Source organism: Sphingomonas jatrophae (assembly GCF_900113315.1).
Lineage (GTDB): Bacteria > Pseudomonadota > Alphaproteobacteria > Sphingomonadales > Sphingomonadaceae > Sphingomonas_P > Sphingomonas_P jatrophae.
Map to the genome: position 1 here is coordinate 1342229 of NZ_FOZG01000001.1, position 16295 is coordinate 1358523.

16 protein-coding genes are annotated in these 16295 nt (G+C 69.1%); 11 read left to right on the plus strand and 5 right to left on the minus strand.

From position 1 onward, the window contains the following. Nucleotides 1-7: 7 nt before the first annotated feature. From rplU to BM360_RS06335, 3 genes are all read right to left on the minus strand, one after another. Nucleotides 8-358: a 50S ribosomal protein L21 gene (gene rplU / locus BM360_RS06325; RefSeq protein ID WP_093312457.1), complete on the minus strand. Its 351-nt coding sequence runs from the start codon at nt 356-358 to the stop codon at nt 8-10. 128 nt (nt 359-486) lie between these two features. Then, nucleotides 487-1803 carry a dicarboxylate/amino acid:cation symporter gene (locus BM360_RS06330; protein ID WP_093312460.1) on the minus strand — a complete coding sequence of 439 codons (1317 nt, stop codon included), beginning with the start codon at nt 1801-1803 and terminating at the stop codon, nt 487-489. A 69-nt stretch (nt 1804-1872) separates the two neighbouring features. Continuing rightward, nucleotides 1873-2295 (minus strand): hypothetical protein, encoded by a 423-nt coding sequence (locus BM360_RS06335; RefSeq protein ID WP_093312463.1) that lies wholly within the window; start codon nt 2293-2295, stop codon nt 1873-1875. An 85-nt stretch (nt 2296-2380) separates the two neighbouring features. Here BM360_RS06335 and BM360_RS06340 point away from each other — a divergent pair, with 85 nt between their 5' ends. The 9 genes from BM360_RS06340 to BM360_RS06380 all read left to right on the plus strand — a co-directional run bounded on the left by BM360_RS06340 (nt 2381) and on the right by BM360_RS06380 (nt 12285). Further along, a complete protein-coding gene (locus tag BM360_RS06340) occupies nt 2381-4552 on the plus strand; it encodes a primosomal protein N' (RefSeq protein ID WP_093313830.1) in 2172 nt (723 codons plus the stop codon). Nucleotides 4553-4601: 49 nt separating this feature from the next. Beyond that, nucleotides 4602-5507, plus strand: a complete 906-nt coding sequence (locus tag BM360_RS06345; RefSeq protein WP_093312466.1) for an arginase family protein — start codon at nt 4602-4604, stop codon at nt 5505-5507. 71 nt (nt 5508-5578) lie between these two features. After that, complete coding sequence (locus BM360_RS06350; RefSeq protein ID WP_093312468.1) at nt 5579-7099, plus strand: hypothetical protein; 1521 nt, start codon at nt 5579-5581, stop codon at nt 7097-7099. A 127-nt stretch (nt 7100-7226) separates the two neighbouring features. After that, nucleotides 7227-7796: a F0F1 ATP synthase subunit delta gene (locus BM360_RS06355; protein WP_093312471.1), complete on the plus strand. Its 570-nt coding sequence runs from the start codon at nt 7227-7229 to the stop codon at nt 7794-7796. 9 nt (nt 7797-7805) lie between these two features. Next, nucleotides 7806-9335 (plus strand): F0F1 ATP synthase subunit alpha, encoded by a 1530-nt coding sequence (atpA, locus tag BM360_RS06360; protein WP_093312473.1) that lies wholly within the window; start codon nt 7806-7808, stop codon nt 9333-9335. Between the two features lie 54 nt (nt 9336-9389). Continuing rightward, a complete protein-coding gene (locus tag BM360_RS06365) occupies nt 9390-10274 on the plus strand; it encodes a F0F1 ATP synthase subunit gamma (protein WP_093312476.1) in 885 nt (294 codons plus the stop codon). 99 nt (nt 10275-10373) lie between these two features. Next, nucleotides 10374-11831 (plus strand): F0F1 ATP synthase subunit beta, encoded by a 1458-nt coding sequence (atpD, locus tag BM360_RS06370; RefSeq protein ID WP_093312478.1) that lies wholly within the window; start codon nt 10374-10376, stop codon nt 11829-11831. Then, the gene (locus tag BM360_RS06375) at nt 11831-12019 is read left to right on the plus strand and encodes a glutathione S-transferase (protein ID WP_093312481.1); all 189 of its coding nucleotides are present in this window, start codon (nt 11831-11833) and stop codon (nt 12017-12019) included. Before atpD ends, BM360_RS06375 begins: the two co-directional genes overlap by 1 nt. A 2-nt stretch (nt 12020-12021) precedes the next feature. Beyond that, nucleotides 12022-12285, plus strand: coding sequence for an ATP synthase F1 subunit epsilon (locus tag BM360_RS06380; protein WP_093312483.1), 264 nt, complete (start codon nt 12022-12024; stop codon nt 12283-12285). A gap of 15 nt (nt 12286-12300) precedes the next feature. Here BM360_RS06380 and BM360_RS06385 read toward each other — a convergent pair whose 3' ends face one another. Beyond that, nucleotides 12301-12762, minus strand: coding sequence for a DUF6265 family protein (locus tag BM360_RS06385; RefSeq protein ID WP_131819192.1), 462 nt, complete (start codon nt 12760-12762; stop codon nt 12301-12303). Nucleotides 12763-12930: 168 nt separating this feature from the next. Between BM360_RS06385 and BM360_RS06390 the strand changes: the two genes are divergently transcribed. Then, nucleotides 12931-14433, plus strand: a complete 1503-nt coding sequence (locus BM360_RS06390) for a TadA family conjugal transfer-associated ATPase (protein WP_093312497.1) — start codon at nt 12931-12933, stop codon at nt 14431-14433. A 214-nt stretch (nt 14434-14647) separates the two neighbouring features. Further along, a complete protein-coding gene (locus tag BM360_RS06395) occupies nt 14648-16090 on the plus strand; it encodes a hypothetical protein (protein ID WP_093312504.1) in 1443 nt (480 codons plus the stop codon). On the opposite strand, the gene BM360_RS06400 is transcribed toward BM360_RS06395, so the two are convergent. Beyond that, nucleotides 16087-16281, minus strand: a complete 195-nt coding sequence (locus BM360_RS06400) for a hypothetical protein (protein ID WP_242653341.1) — start codon at nt 16279-16281, stop codon at nt 16087-16089. The two genes, BM360_RS06395 and BM360_RS06400, sit on opposite strands and share 4 nt — an antisense overlap. Nucleotides 16282-16295 lie beyond the last annotated feature (14 nt).

Below are 16295 nucleotides of genomic sequence, written 5' to 3' on the forward strand. Positions count from 1 at the left end.
TACTCCCTTACGCGGCCGCTTCGGCCGGCGCGGCCGTTGCGGTGCGATCCTCGGCCTTGTGGTCGCCGATCGCGGTGATCCTGAGAATGGTGTGACGCTGACGATGGCCGTTGCGACGACGATAATTGTGCCGGCGGCGCTTCTTGAAGACGATGACCTTGTCACCCTTCGCCTGCGCGATGATTTCGGCCGTGACGGTCAGGCCCGCCACGTCCTTCAACTCGGCGCCCTCGCCCGCAAGCAGAACGTCGTCCAGCGTGATCGAGCTGCCAGCCTCGCCGGCCAGCTTCTCGACGACGATCTTGTCTCCCGCGGCAACGCGATACTGCTTGCCGCCCGTGCGCACGATTGCGAACATGGCCCTCATCACTTCCGAATCTGTGATCCACGGCAATAGGGAAGCGGCCACGGCCACTCCCCGCGCGGAAGGCCGGTTCGCTAACCCGGAGTCTCCGGGCTGTCAAGGGAATGTAACCGGATCACCCTTCACGCCAGTTCGGGCAGCCCGGTCGCCGCGCGGCTGGCATAGCGCGTCTCGTCCAGCAGCCCTTGCCGCTTGGCGACGATCGTCGCCACCAGCGCCTGCCCCGCCACGTTCACCGCGGTGCGGCCCATGTCGATGATCGGATCGATCGCCAGCAGCAGCCCCGCCCCTTCGAGCGGCAGGCCGAGCGTGGAGAGCGTCAGCGTCAGCATCACCGTCGCACCCGTCAGCCCCGCCGTCGCCGCCGATCCGAGCACCGAGACGAGCACCACCAGCAGATAGTCGGACGCCCCCATCGGCAAACCGTAGAATTGCGCGACGAACAAGGCCGCGACCGCCGGATAGACCGCGGCGCACCCGTCCATCTTGGTCGTGGCGCCGAGCGGGATGGCGAAGGCGGCATAGCTTTGCGGCACGCCCAGGTTTGCCGTCGTCACCGCCTCCGTCACCGGCATCGTGCCGATGGAGGAGCGCGATACGAAGCCGAGCTGGATCGCCGGCCACGCGCCCGCAAAGAAGGCGGCGGGCGACAGGCCGTTCAGCCGCAGCAGCAGCGGATAGACGACGAACAGCACCAGCCCCAGACCGAGATAGACGGCAAAGGCGAACTGACCGAGCGGCGCCAGCCCCGCCCAGCCATATTTGACGATCGCCGTTCCCAGCAGCCCGGCCGTGCCGATCGGGGTCAGCCGGATCACCCACCACAGGATGCGCCTGACGATGGCGAGCAGCGCCTCGTTCACCGCAAGGAACGGCGCCGCCGCCTCCCCCACGCGCACCGCGGCGATGCCGATCGCCAGCGACACGACGAGGATCTGCAGCACGTTGAAGCCGAGCGCGGTGGTCGCGCCGCCGTCCGCCAGCTTGGTCGACGCCTCGATGCCGAGGAAGTTGGCGGGCACCAGCCCTTTCAGGAAGTCGAGCCACGTGCCCTGCGTCGTCGGCACGTGCGCCGCCGTCGCCGCGATCCCCGCATGGCGCCCCGGCTCCAGCACGGTCCCCAGCGTCAGGCCGATGCTGACCGCGATCAACGCAGTGATGCCGAACCAGAGCAGGGTGCGCCAGACGAGGCCCGCCGCATTCTCCAGCTGCCGCAGCCTCGCCACGGAGGCGACGATGGCGGTGAAGACGAGTGGCGGCACCAACGCCTTGAGCAGCTGCACGAACAATTGTCCGACCAGCTCCAGCGCCCGCGCCAGCCCCGCGCCCTGATCGCCCAAGGCCCGCGCGAGAAAGCCGAGTGCGAGGCCCAGCAACACGCCCGCCAGCACGGCAAGGGCGAAACCATGGGCACGGGGCGGTCGGGCGGCAGCGGTCATGCAGCGGACATGGGGGCGGGGTCGCGGTGCGCCAAACGAGCTTGTCTTGGCACGGGCGAAGCCTTGGCTTCAGCCGCGCAGCCGCCGCGCATTCGCGGTCACCCGGCGGCGCGCAGGCGCCAGGGCCCGCTCGCCGATGTGCGCGGCGCGCGCCTGCCCTGCCGCCATCCTCGACAGCAGGGCCCCCGCCTGCCGCAGCGTCGGCGGGCGCCCGGCAGCCGCCATGCCGCAGATCGTCGCCCAGACGCGCAGCGAATCGGCGTGCAGCCGCGCCAGATCGAGCGCCATCGCCGCCTGCGCCTCCCCCATCGCGACCAGCTTTTCCGGCATCATGCGGTTCAGCTCGCGCCAGTCGCCGTTCAGCGGATCGGCCAGCGCCCTGCCGATCTTCAGCGTGCGCGCGGCGATCACCTCGCCCGATGCGGCCATCGTCTCGGCCAGCGACACGCTGCCCGTCCATGCCGCCGCCATATTCTCCCATGCGCGCATCATGCCCGGCCTCCTCGCTGCATCGCAGCATGAACCCGCCCAACGCGCAAGGTTCGCTTTCTGTCCGTCGACTCCTATGTGTCGCGGCGTGAACCAGCGTGCCCGCGTCCTCCTGCTCAACGCCGCCCTCGGCCCCCTCGATTACCGGGTGGATCGGGACAGGCCGGTCGTGCCCGGATCAATCGTGCTGGCACCGCTCGGCCCCCGCCAGCTCGCCGGCGTGGTGTGGGAGCCGGAGACGCTGCCCTCCGACGCGGAGGTGGGCGACAACCGCCTGCGCCCCCTCGCGCACGTCTATGATCTGCCGCCGATCCAAGCGCCGCTGCGCCGCCTGATCGAGTGGACCGCCGACTATTATCTAGCGCCCCCCGCCGCAGTGCTGCGCATGGCGCTCGCCTCCGCCAGCGCGCTTGATGGGGCGCGCAGCGTCATCGAATATCGCGCGACCGGCCATGTGCCCGACCGGCTGACCCCGCAGCGCGCGCAGGCGCTGAAGCGGATCGGCGAGCGGCAGGGGCTGGTGCGCGAGCTGGCGGCGGTGGCCGACGTGTCCGACGCGGTGATCCGCGGGCTGGTCAAGGCCGGTGCCATCACCGCGGTCGAGGTGTCGATCGACGATCGCTATCCCCTGCCCGATCCGGACCACGCGCCGCCGGCGCTGTCGGACGACCAGCAGGCCGCCGCCGACACGCTGCGAGAGGCGGTGCGGGGTGGCGGTGCGAACCCCACGCTGCTCGACGGCGTCACCGGATCCGGCAAGACCGAAGTCTATTTCGAAGCGGTGGCCGAGGCGCTGCGGGCGGACAAGCAGGTGCTCGTCCTCCTCCCCGAAATCGCGCTGACCGAGCCTTTCCTCAAGCGGTTCGAGGCGCGCTTCGGCTGTCTGCCGGTCGCCTGGCACTCGGATCTGCGCTCCTCCCAGCGCCGCCGCGCATGGCGCGCGATCGCGTCGGGCGAGGCGAAGGTGACGGTCGGTGCGCGCTCGGCCCTGTTCCTGCCCTATGCCAAACTCGGCCTGATCGTCGTCGACGAGGCGCACGAGACGAGCTTCAAGCAGGAGGATGGCGTCCATTACCACGCGCGCGACGTGGCGGTGATGCGCGGCCAGTTCGAGCAGGTGCCCGTCATCCTCGCCTCCGCCACCCCGGCGATCGAGACGCGCGTGATGGTCGAGCAGGGCCGCTATGCCGAGCTGAAGCTGCCCGGCCGTTACGGCCCCGCGCAGCTGCCTGACATCGCCGCGGTCGACATGCTCCGGTCACCCCCGCCGCGCGGCCGCTGGCTGGCGCCGCCGGTGGTCGAGGCGCTCGAGGAGACGCTCGCGCGCGGCGAACAGTCGCTCCTGTTCCTCAACCGGCGCGGCTATGCCCCGCTGACGCTCTGCCGCCACTGCGGTCACCGCTTCCAATGTCCGAACTGCACCGCCTGGATGGTCGAGCACCGCCTGATGGCGCGCCTCGCCTGCCACCATTGCGGCCACGTGACGCCCCCGCCCAGGCTCTGCCCCGAATGCCACGAGCCCGACATGCTCGTCGCCTGCGGCCCCGGCGTTGAGCGGATCGCCGACGAGGTCGCCACGCTCTTTCCCGACGCACGCGTCGCGCAGGTCACCTCCGACACGATCTGGTCGCCGGCCAAGGCGGCCGAGTTCGTCCACCGCATGGAGGCGCACGAGATCGACATCGTCGTCGGCACGCAGCTGGTGACCAAGGGCTATCACTTCCCCAACCTGACGCTGGTGGGCGTCGTCGATGCCGATCTCGGCCTCGCCGGCGGAGACCTGCGCGCGGCGGAGCGCAGCTTCCAGCAGATCGCGCAGGTCGCCGGCCGTGCGGGCCGTGGCGCCAAGCCCGGCCGCGTGCTGGTGCAGACGCGCGAGCCGCTCGCCCCCGTTATCCGCGCGCTAGTAGAGGGCGACGCGGAGGGCTTCTACGCCGCCGAGACGGAGAGCCGGCGCGAGGCGGGCGCCCCGCCGTTCGGCCGCTATGCCGCGATCATCGTCTCGTCCGAGGTGCAGGAGGATGCGGTCAGCGCCGCGCGCGCCATCGGCCGGGCGGCGCCGTCTGTCGAGGGCATGGCGGTCTACGGCCCCGCCCCCGCACCGCTCGCCATGCTGCGCGGCCGCCACCGCCAGCGCCTGCTGGTCCACGCCCGCCGCTCGCTCGACGTGCAGGATGCCATTCGCGACTGGCTAGGGCCCCTCCAGCTGCCGAAAAGCGTGCGCGTGGCGGTGGACGTCGATCCCTACAGCTTCGTCTGAGCATTAGGCGGGCGGGAACCCTCGCCTGACCCCAAGCGTCCCGCCGCGCATGACCTTTGCCAAGCTGCCCGCCGCCTCGCTCGACGATCTCACCGGCGCCAAGGTGGTGATCTACGGCGCGGCGGAGGCATCCCCCTATGCGTCCGAGCCGCGCAGCCATTCGCACGATGCGCCCGCCGTGCTTCGCGAGGTGTCGGAGGGCTTTGCCGGCCAGCTCTGGCATTACGACTTCGACACCGATCGCACCCTCTTCCCCGATCCGCAGGACCGCCGCGGCTGCGTCGATGCCGGCGACGTGCCGACCGATCCCGCCGACGCCGAGGGCAACCGCGCGCGCATCACCGCCGCCACCGCCGCGATCCTGAAGGCCGGCGCGGTGCCGATCCTGCTCGGCGGCGACGATTCGGTGCCCATCCCCTTTCTCGCCGGCTTCGAAGGGCATGGCCCCATCCACATTCTCCAGGTCGATGCGCACGTCGACTGGGCGGACGTGATCGAGGGCAATCCCTACGGCTATGGCTCGCCGATGCGGCGCGCGTCCGAATATCCGTGGGTGGCCGGCATGGTGCAGGTCGGCGCGCGGGGGCTCGGCAGCGGCGACAAGGGCCAGCATGATGATGCCCGCGCCTGGGGCAGCCACATCGTCACCGCCTATCAGCTTCATGCCGAGAGCGTGGAGGCGGCGCTCGCGCACATTCCGGAGGGCGCCACCGTCGTCGTCAGCCTCGACTGCGACGGCATCGATCCCGCCGTGCTGCCCGCGGTCAACATGCCGACACCCGGCGGCGTCACCTATGAGGACATGATCCGCCTGCTCCGCGGCATCGCGGACCGCGGCCGCCTCGGCGGACTCGCGCTGGTCGAGTACACGCCGCAGCACGACGACCCACGCCGCCTCTCCGGCATGGTCGCCGCGCGCATCGCCGCGGCCGCCATGGCGCTCGCGCTCGATTGAGGAAGCCCGTTTCCCCGCCTGCCCGCATCGGTTAGCGATGCCTTGGGGAAATAGGCAGGGGGGCAGGCCTGATGATCTGGTTGCGGCGGGCGCTGGCGGCGCTCGCGCTGGTGGCAGCACCGGCAACGGCAGCGGAGCCGTGGCGCGAGGCGTCGAGCGCGCATTTCGTCATCTATTCGCAGGAAAGCGAGGCCGATCTGCGGCAATATGCCGAGCGGCTCGAGCGGTTCGACAAGGCGCTGCGCCTGCTCCAGAAAATGGCGGACGAGCCGGTCGGCCCCGCCAACCGGCTGACCGTGTTCGTCGCCGCGAACAGCGCGGCGGTGCAGCGGCTGCTGGGCGCGCCCGACAGCAACGTCGCGGGCTTCTACCGCGGCCGGGCCGGCGCCTCCATCGCCGTCACCTCGCGTGAGAAGACCGGCAGCGATCGCGCGCTAAGCCCGCAGATCGTGCTGCTGCATGAATATGCGCACTATTTCATGTTGCGGAACTTCCCTGCCGCCTACCCTGCCTGGTTCCGGGAGGGGTTTGCCGAATTCTATTCCACGGCCCGCTTCCAGCCGGATGGAAGCCTCATCGTCGGCGCACCAGCCAATCACCGCGTCTACGAACTGGCAGCCGCGCGCGACACGCTCAGCCTTGACCGCCTGCTCGGGGATCAGGGGGGCAAGCAGGCCGCGTCCATGCCCGAAGTCTATGGTTATGGCTGGCTGCTGACGCACTATCTCAACTTTTCCGACAAGCGGAAGGGCCTGGCAGAGCTGCGCGCCTATCTGGAGGCGATCAACCGCGGCACCCCCGCTCTGGCCGCAGCAAAGACCGCATTCGGCGATCTCGATCAGCTGAAGCGTGAGGTGCAGGCCTATCTCGGCAAGCGCACAATGTTGGTGGCGACGATCGGCGCCGATCGGTTGCCTGTCGGCCCGGTCGCCGTCCGGACGCTTCGACCCGGCGAGCAGGCGATGCTGCCCGTCGCGATCCGCTCGCGCCTCGGCGTCGATGAGAAGAAGGCGAAGGCGGTGGCCGTGGATGCGCGCAAGGTCGCAGGCAAGTTTCCGGACGACGCCTATGTTCAGACCGCGCTTGCGGAAGCGGAGTTCGACACCGGCGCGTTCGACAATGCCGATGCCGCCGCCAACCGCGTCCTTGCCGTCGATCCGAAAGCCGGCCGGGCGCTCCTCTACAAGGCGCGTGTGCTGCTGGCGCGGGCGGAGGCCGCGAAGGGGGACGACAAGACCGCGCTGGTCAAGTCGGCCCGCAGCTATGTGATGCGCGCGAACCGGCTCGATCCCGACGATCCCGAGCCGCTGATCCTGTTCTACACCAGCTACCGGACGGCGGAGGCGAAACCGACGCAGAATGCGGTGGATGGCCTCCTCGTCGCGCATCGCCTCGGCGCGGAGGACGAATCGCTCCGGCTGCTGCTCGCCCACCAGCTGGCCGAGGAGAAGCGCGCGGCCGAAGTGCGCATCCTGCTGGCGCCTGTCGCCTACGATCCGCATGGCGGCAAATCGGCGGTCGCCGCACAGCAGCTTCTCGCCACTTTGCCGCCGATTGCGGCGGAAAGCCCGGCTCCCGTTTCAGCCATGTGACACGACGCGGAAGGCCGGGTTGCACGCTCAAGGATCGCCTGCTAACCGGCCGCCACCCACGCTTGGGCGCTGATCCGGCGCCCCTCTTCCGCATGGGTAACGAATCGGCAACGGGGACGGCGCACGCGTGGAGAGTTCCGGCGGTAATGTTGGCGGCGGCATCCAGGCCAGCCTTGGTGGGCGCTATGCGCTGGCATTGTTCGAGCTTGCCCGCGATGAGCGGCAGCTGGAAGCCGTCGGGGCGAGCCTCGCGACGCTGAAGCGCGCGCTCACGGAATCGGACGATCTCCGCACGGTGACGACGAACCCGCTGCTGCCGCGCGCCGATGCCGGCCGCGCCATCGCCGCGGCGGCGGGGGAGCTGGGGCTCGATCCCACCACCACCAAGTTCCTCGGCGTGCTCGCGGCCAATCGCCGCCTGATCCAGCTGCCGGCGATCATCCGCGCGTTCGAGCGGCTGGCCGCGCGCCACCGCGGCGAGACGACGGCGGAGGTCATCTCCGCCCACCCGCTCGCCGACGATCAGATCGCCGAGCTGCGGGACCGGCTCCGCCAGCAGACCAAGACCGACGTCGCGATCGACCTCCAGGTCGATCCCTCCATTCTCGGTGGACTGATCGTCCGCCTCGGGTCGCGCCAGATCGACGGCTCGATCCGCACCAAGTTGAACACGCTCGCGCACGCGATGAAAGGCTAAGGCAGCATCATGGAAATCCGCGCCGCAGAAATCTCCCGGGTCATCCGGGATCAGATCGCCAGCTTCGGCACCGAGGCCGAGGTGTCCGAGGTCGGCCAGGTGCTGTCCGTCGGCGACGGCATCGCGCGCATCCACGGCCTCGACAACGTCCAGGCGGGTGAGATGGTCGCCTTCGCCAACGGCGTGCAGGGCATGGCGCTCAACCTCGAGGCCGACAATGTCGGCGTCGTGATCTTCGGCTCGGACGCCGAGATCAAGGAAGGCGACACCGTCAAGCGCACGCAGACCATCGTCGACGTGCCCGTCGGCAAGGGCCTGCTCGGCCGCGTCGTCGACGCGCTCGGCAATCCGATCGACGGCAAGGGCCCGATCGAATACAGCCAGCGCAGCCGCGTCGAGGTGAAGGCGCCCGGCATCATCCCGCGCAAGTCGGTGCACGAGCCGGTGCAGACCGGCCTCAAGGCGCTCGACGCGCTGGTGCCCGTCGGCCGCGGCCAGCGCGAGCTGATCATCGGCGATCGCCAGACCGGCAAGTCCGCCGTCGCGATCGACACCTTCATCAACCAGAAGACGGCGAATGCCGGCACGGACGAGAGCAAGAAGCTCTACTGCATCTACGTCGCCGTCGGGCAGAAGCGCTCTACCGTGGCGCAGCTCGTCCGCACGCTGACCGAGCAGGGCGCGATGGATTATTCCATCATCGTCGCCGCCACCGCGTCGGACCCCGCCCCGCTCCAGTTCCTCGCGCCCTATACCGGCTGCGCGATGGGCGAGTATTTCCGCGATAACGGCATGCACGCCGTCATCGTCTATGACGATCTGTCGAAGCAGGCCGTCGCCTACCGCCAGATGTCGCTGCTGCTGCGCCGTCCGCCGGGCCGCGAAGCCTATCCGGGCGACGTCTTCTATCTCCACTCGCGCCTGCTGGAGCGTGCGGCGAAGCTGAACGACGCCAACGGCAACGGCTCGCTGACCGCGCTGCCGATCATCGAGACGCAGGCGGGCGACGTGTCGGCCTACATCCCGACCAACGTCATCTCGATCACCGACGGCCAGATCTTCCTCGAGACAGACCTGTTCTACCAGGGCGTCCGCCCGGCCATCAACGTCGGCCTGTCGGTCAGCCGCGTGGGGTCCTCCGCGCAGACCAAGGCGATGAAGAAGGTCGCCGGCTCGATCAAGCTGGAGCTGGCGCAGTATCGCGAGATGGCGGCGTTCGCGCAGTTCGGCTCGGATCTCGACGCATCCACGCAGAAGCTGCTCAACCGCGGCGCGCGCCTGACCGAGCTGCTGAAGCAGCCGCAGTTCAATCCGCTTCCCTTCGAAGAGCAGGTGGCGTCCATCTATGCGGGCGTGAACGGCTATCTCGATGCGATCCCGGTCGGCTCGGTGGTCCGCTTCGAGCAGGGCCTGCTCAGCCACATGCGCGCCCACAATGCCGACGTGCTCGGCGAGATCCGCGACACCAAGGATCTCGGCGGCGACACGGCGAACAAGCTCAAGGCCGCGATCGAAGGCTTCGCCAAGACGTTCGCGTAAAAGGAATATCGCCGCCCCGGTGACCATCGGGGCGGCGATCAAGGGGAAGATCGAGTGGCCAGCCTCAAAGCCCTCAAGGACCGGCGCAACTCGGTCCGCTCTACGCAGAAGATCACCAAGGCGATGAAGATGGTCGCCGCGGCCAAGCTGCGCCGTGCGCAGGCCGCGGCCGAGGCGGGCCGTCCCTATGCCGAGAAGCTGGCGCAGGTGATGGCGAGCCTCGCCTCCAAGGTGCAGGTCGGCCCCGGCGCGTCGCCGCTGATCGCGGGCACCGGCTCCGACAAGCGCCACCTGCTGGTCGTCGCCACCTCCGAGCGCGGCCTCGCCGGCGCGTTCAACACCAACATCGTCCGCGCCGCGCGCAAGGCTGCCGATCAGCTGATCGCCGAGGGCAAGGACGTGCGCTTCTACCTGATCGGCAAGAAGGGCCGCGCGGTCATCTCGCGCCTCTATCCGGGCAAGATCGTCCACCAGGTCGATCAGAGCCACATCAAGAATGTCGGCTTCATCGACGCGCTCGAAGTCTCCCGCGATCTGATCGCGCGCTACGAGGCTGGCGAATATGACGTGGCGCACCTGTTCTTCGCCCGCTTCCGCTCGGCGCTGGTGCAGGAGCCGACGCAGCTTCAGCTGATCCCCGTGCCGCTCGCCCCCGCGGTCGAGACGCAGGCGTCGGGCACCAGCGCGGTGGTCGAATATGAACCCGACGAGGAGACGATCCTCGCCGAGCTGCTGCCGCGCAACATCGCGATCCAGCTGTTCCGCGCGATGCTCGAAAATGCCGCGTCCGAGCAGGGCAGCCGCATGACCGCGATGGACAATGCGACGCGCAACGCCGGCGATCTGATCAACCGGCTCAGCATCCAGTATAACCGCAGCCGCCAGGCGGCGATCACGACCGAGCTGATCGAGATCATCGCGGGCGCGGAAGCGCTGTAAGCGAGACCGAAGACAAAAGGCGCAGAAGCGCTCTAAAGACACGAACGAGGACCGTCATACCCGTCGCCGGGATGACGCTAAGGAAAGCAGGACCGAACGATGGCAACCGCCCCCGTGCAGACCACCAACAATGTCGGCCGCATCGCGCAGGTGATCGGCGCCGTCGTCGACGTCGCGTTCGACACGCAGCTGCCGGCGATCCTCTCCGCGCTGGAGACCTACAATGGCGGCAACCGCCTCGTCCTTGAGGTCGCGCAGCACCTCGGCGAGAACATGGTCCGCTGCATCGCGATGGACGCGACGGAGGGCCTGACGCGCGGTCAGGAAGTCACCGACACCGGCTCGCAGATTCGCGTGCCCGTCGGCCCGCAGACGCTCGGCCGCATCCTGAACGTCATCGGTGAGCCGATCGACGAGCGTGGTCCGGTGAATGCGACGCAGACCGCGCCGATCCACGCCGAGGCTCCCGCCTTTGCCGACCAGTCGACCGAGAGCGCGATCCTCGTCACCGGCATCAAGGTGATCGACCTGCTCGCGCCTTATGCCCGCGGCGGCAAGATCGGCCTGTTCGGCGGCGCGGGCGTCGGCAAGACCGTGCTCATCCAGGAGCTGATCAACAACATCGCCAAGGGCCATGGCGGCGTGTCCGTGTTCGCCGGCGTCGGTGAGCGGACCCGCGAGGGCAACGACCTCTACCACGAGTTCCTCGACGCGGGCGTCATCGCCAAGGACGAGGCCGGCAACCCCACGCCGGAGGGCTCCAAGGTCGCGCTCGTATTCGGCCAGATGAACGAGCCGCCGGGCGCGCGTGCCCGCGTCGCCCTCTCGGGCCTGACGATGGCCGAATATTTCCGCGACCAGGAGGGCCAGGACGTGCTCTTCTTCGTCGACAACATCTTCCGCTTCACCCAGGCGGGTTCGGAAGTGTCGGCGCTGCTCGGCCGTATTCCGTCGGCCGTGGGCTATCAGCCGACGCTGTCGACCGACATGGGCGCGCTGCAGGAGCGGATCACCTCGACCAACAAGGGCTCGATCACGAGCGTCCAGGCGATCTACGTCCCCGCGGACGATCTGACCGACCCGGCCCCGGCCACCTCCTTCGCCCACCTGGACGCCACCACCGTGCTGTCGCGCGCCATTTCGGAGCTGGGCATCTACCCGGCCGTCGATCCGCTCGACTCGACCAGCCGCGTGCTCGAGCCGCGCGTCGTCGGTGAGGAGCATTACCAGACGGCGCGCGCCGTCCAGGAGACCCTGCAGAAGTACAAGTCGCTGCAGGACATCATCGCCATCCTCGGGATGGACGAGCTGTCGGAAGAGGACAAGATCACCGTCAGCCGCGCGCGGAAGATCCAGCGCTTCCTCAGCCAGCCCTTCCACGTCGCGGAAGTCTTCACCGGCATCTCGGGCAAGTTCGTCCAGATCGAGGATACGGTGAAGTCGTTCAAGGCGGTGGTCGACGGCGAGTATGACCACCTGCCCGAGGCTGCCTTCTACATGGTCGGCGGCATCGAGGAAGCGGTCGCCAAGGCACAGAAGCTGGCCGAGGCGGCCTGATGGCCGAGGCCGCCGCTGCGCTGGCGGAAGCGGTTAACGACGTCTGCCCCTGGTCGGGTGATCCGATCTCGGCAGACGCGCTGACCCGCTACCGGGGCGCGGTGGTCGGCTTCTGCAATCCCGGTTGCCGGGACAAGTTCGACGCGGCGGTCACGGCGTTCGACCGTGCCATTGCGGACAGAGGATAGACATGGCGCTGAACTTCACCCTCGTGACCCCCGAGAAGCAGCTCCGCTCCGAGCAGGTCCACATGGTCGTCGTGCCCGGCACCGAGGGCGACTTCGGCGTGCTCGAGGGGCATGCGCCGCTCATGGCGGTGATCCGCTCGGGCGAGTTGCAGGTCTTCTCCGGCCCGGCGACGGTCGTCGCGCGCATCCATGTCGAAGGCGGCTTTGCCGAAGTGAACGAGCAGGGCCTGACCGTGCTGGCCGAGGCCGCGCGAGAGGTCGCCTGACGGCGCGCAGGCCCGCTAGGGCCTGCGTCGATAGCTCCAGCTGAGCCTGTTTGTCCCGTCCGCGCGCGAGATTTCCGCGCGCAGACGATCTCCCTCCTGCCAATAATGGACGCGCTGCGGGAAATCGTTGCCCGCATTGACGAAGGTCAGCCCCGGCCCGGGCGCATCCGGCACCTGAGCGAACATCGTTCGCGCGCCCGCCCGCGGCGCCGCCCAGAAGGCCATCTTCGCGCGCTCACCGGTTGGAGTGACGGGCGAAAGCTCGATCTGCATCGTCTCCCACGTCTGCAGCTTCGCCCCAGCCCCGCTGATGGCGCTGCCCAGCATCATGCCGGCACGCGGGCTGGTCCAGCATTCCTCGGTCCAGTCGGCCCCGTCCTCCGCCACCCAGCACCCGGCGAGCCAAGCCGGCAGCACGGCGGCCGCCTTCGCGGGCGTGGCCATGACGATTAATGCGGCGACGACGGCTGACATCATGATCTCTCCCCGAAACGACACACGGACAGCCTATTCCGCCGAAGCGCCGGCACAAGCCGACATGCGTATCCCCCACGCTCCCGTGGTTAGGAGATTGTAAAAGTCTCGCCGCTAAGCCCGGTCGCCAGTCTTCCGCACCATGCGGAACAGGGTTCGGGATCGACGGGCATGAGCGCATTCGGGCGTCGCGGCGGGCTTAACAGCGGATCGGGTGGACGCCCGGCCTTCGGCGTTGCGCGCCCGATGCAGGGCGGCGGCAGCGCGCCCGAGGGCGGCACGCAATTTCCGCCGCTGGAGCCGAGCTCCCTCTCGTCCGACCTCCCCGCCGGCCCCCACGCCGACGCGATGGCCCGCCTGACCGAGCGGCAGGCTGCCAGCGGCGAGGCGGGTCGCTCCGTCGTCGAGGGGTTCGAGGCGTCGGTCCACAAGATCAAGGAACAGGTGCTGCCGCGCCTGCTCGAACGCGTCGATCCCGAGGCGGCCGCCACGCTCAGCAAGGACGAGCTGGCCGAGGAATTCCGCCCGATCATCGGCGAGGTGCTGGCCGAGCTGAAGATCACGCTCAACCGGCGCGAGCAGTTCGCGCTGGAAAAGGTGCTGGTCGACGAGCTGCTCGGCCTCGGGCCGCTCGAGGAGCTGCTCAACGATCCGCTGATCACCGACATCATGGTGAACGGCCCCGAGCAGACCTACATCGAAAAAAAGGGCAAGCTCGAAATCGCGGCGATCCAGTTCCGCGACGAGGAGCATCTGTTTCAGATCGCGCAGCGCATCGTCAGCAAGGTCGGCCGCCGCGTCGACCAGACGACGCCGCTGGCCGACGCACGTCTCTCCGACGGCAGCCGCGTCAACGTCATCGTGCCGCCCTTGTCGCTGCGCGGCACCGCCATCTCGATCCGTAAGTTCTCGGCCAAGCCGATCACGCTCGACATCATGGCGGGCTATGGCTCGATGAGCCCCAAGATGGCGACGGCGCTGAAGATCGCCGGGGCCAGCCGCTTCAACATCGTCATTTCGGGCGGCACCGGCTCGGGCAAGACGACGATGCTGAACGCCCTGTCCAAGATGATCGACCCGGGCGAGCGCGTCATCACCATCGAGGACGCGGCCGAGCTTCGCCTCCAGCAGCCGCACTGGCTGCCGCTGGAAACGCGCCCGCCGAACCTTGAGGGTCAGGGCGCGATCACCATCCGCGATCTCGTCGTCAACGCGCTGCGTATGCGTCCGGATCGCATCATCCTGGGCGAGATCCGCGGGCCCGAATGTTTCGACATGCTGGCCGCCATGAACACCGGCCACGACGGCTCCATGTGTACGCTCCACTCCAACAGCCCGCGCGAGGCGCTGGCGCGTATGGAGAACATGGTGATGATGTCGGACATCAAGGTGCCCAAGGAGGCGATCAGCCGCCAGATCGCCGACTCGGTCGATCTCATCATCCAGGTGAAGCGCCTGCGCGACGGTTCGCGCCGCGTCACCAACATCACCGAGGTGATCGGGATGGAGGGGCCGGTGATCGTCACGCAGGAGCTCTTCAAGTTCGAATATCTCGACGAGGATGCCGACGGCCGCATCAAGGGCGAATATCGCGCCATGGGCCTGCGCCCCTACACGCTGGAAAAGGCCAAGCAGTTCGGCTTCGACCAGCCGTTCCTCGAGGCGTGCCTCTGAGCGCCTCGTCAGGCGCCCGGACATGACCTTCCACCGTCGTCCTGAACTCGTTTCAGGATCCGCCGTGCGGCATGCACCGGCGGCCGCGGGTAACGCCCCACACCGTCATCCCGAACTTGTTTCGGGATCCACCGTGCGGCGAGAGCCGGCGGCCGAAGGTCAGGCCGCCCGGTGGATGCTGAAACAAGTTCAGCATGACGAGGCTGGAACAGAAGTGCTTGCGCTATCCACCCGCCCGCTGCTCACCCTCGGCCTCATCCTCCTCGCACTTCCGCAGCTTCTCCTCCTCCGCTTCCTCGGCTTCGGCCTACCCGCGCAGGCGTTCGCCGCCGCCGCGCTGACCCTCGTCACCGCGGGCAGCGTCCGCGCGCTTGCGCCAGCCGCCATTCCGCTCCGCCGTCTCGCGCTGCTCGGCGCCGTCGCGCTCACGCTCTGCCTGCTCGGCGGCGAGGGGCGGCTCTTCTACGCCAACCCCGATTGGCAGGTGCGCGATGCGGTGCTGCGCGATCTCGTCACCTATCCATGGCCATGGGCCTATGCGGGGCCGGAGCCGCTCGTCCTGCGCCTGCCCTCCGCCATGTATCTGCTGCCCGCCCTCGTCGGAAAGGCGGGCGGGTTCCACGCGGCGGAGATCGCGCTGCTGATCCAGAATGCGGCTCTGCTCACCGCTTTGCTCGCGCTCGGCTCCACCCTGTTCGCCACCCGCCGCGCGCGCGAACTGGCCGCGGTGATCGCGATCGGCCTGTCGGGGATGGACCTGATCGGTGCCGCGATCGCCGGCGTGCGCCTGTCGGGCCACCTCGAATGGTGGACGATCACGCAATATTCGTCGCACCTGACGATGCTCTTCTGGGTGCCCCAGCATGGGCTGGCGGGCTGGACCGCCGCCTTGCTCTATCTGCTCTGGCATCAGCGGCGGATCGCGCTGGTCGGGGCGCTCGCGCCGCTGCCGCTGCTGGCGTTGTGGTCACCGCTGGCGCTGATCGGCGTGCTGCCCTTCGCCGCCCATGCCGGGATCGCCACGCTGGCCCGGCGTGGGCTGCGGCCGATCGACATCGCCCTCCCCGCGCTCGCCTGCGCGGTCGCGTTGCCGGGCCTGCTCTATCTCGCCGCGGGCAGCAGCAGCGTCGGCTCGCGACCCGCCCCCCTGCCCTTCGCCGTGTGGGCGCTGTTCGTCGGACTCGAGGTGTTGCCCTTCCTGCTCGCGCTCGGCGCGACGCGCGCGGGCATGCGCTTCGGCGGCATCACCCTCGCGCTCGTCGCCGCCACCTTGCTCGTCGTGCCCTTCATCCAGATCGGCCAGTCCGCCGACTTCGCGATGCGCGCCTCGATGCCCGCACTGGCGATCCTGGCGGTGATGCTGGCCGATCTGCTCGCCCGTAACGGCGCCACCCGCGAGTATCGCCTGTGGCAGGGCATCGCCGCCTTCGCATTGGCGATCGGCTTCGTCACACCGCTCAACGAGCTTCGCCGCGCACTCACCTTCCCCACCGCGCCGCCGCCCTTGTGCAGCTATCTCGGCGTCGTGCCGGGGGGTGCCGACACCTATGTCGCGCCGCTCGCCCGCCTGCCCGACTGGATCCGCCCCACAGCACCCGCGATGATCGTGCCGCACGATCCGCCGCGCTGCTGGGCGCGCGACTGGCCGACGCCCTAGCTCTTCAGGCCGACACCCAGCGCCGTCAGCGCGACGAAGCAGGCCGCCACCACGATCCCCGACCACGGCATCCAGCCGACGCCGTGCGTCTCGCGCCGGCGCATCCGGCGGCGCTCCGCCAGGCTCGCGGCCAGCGCCACAGCGCCGCCCGCCGCCGCCACCGTCAGCCAGCCTGCTTGCAAGCGCCTCACTCCCCCGTCATCGT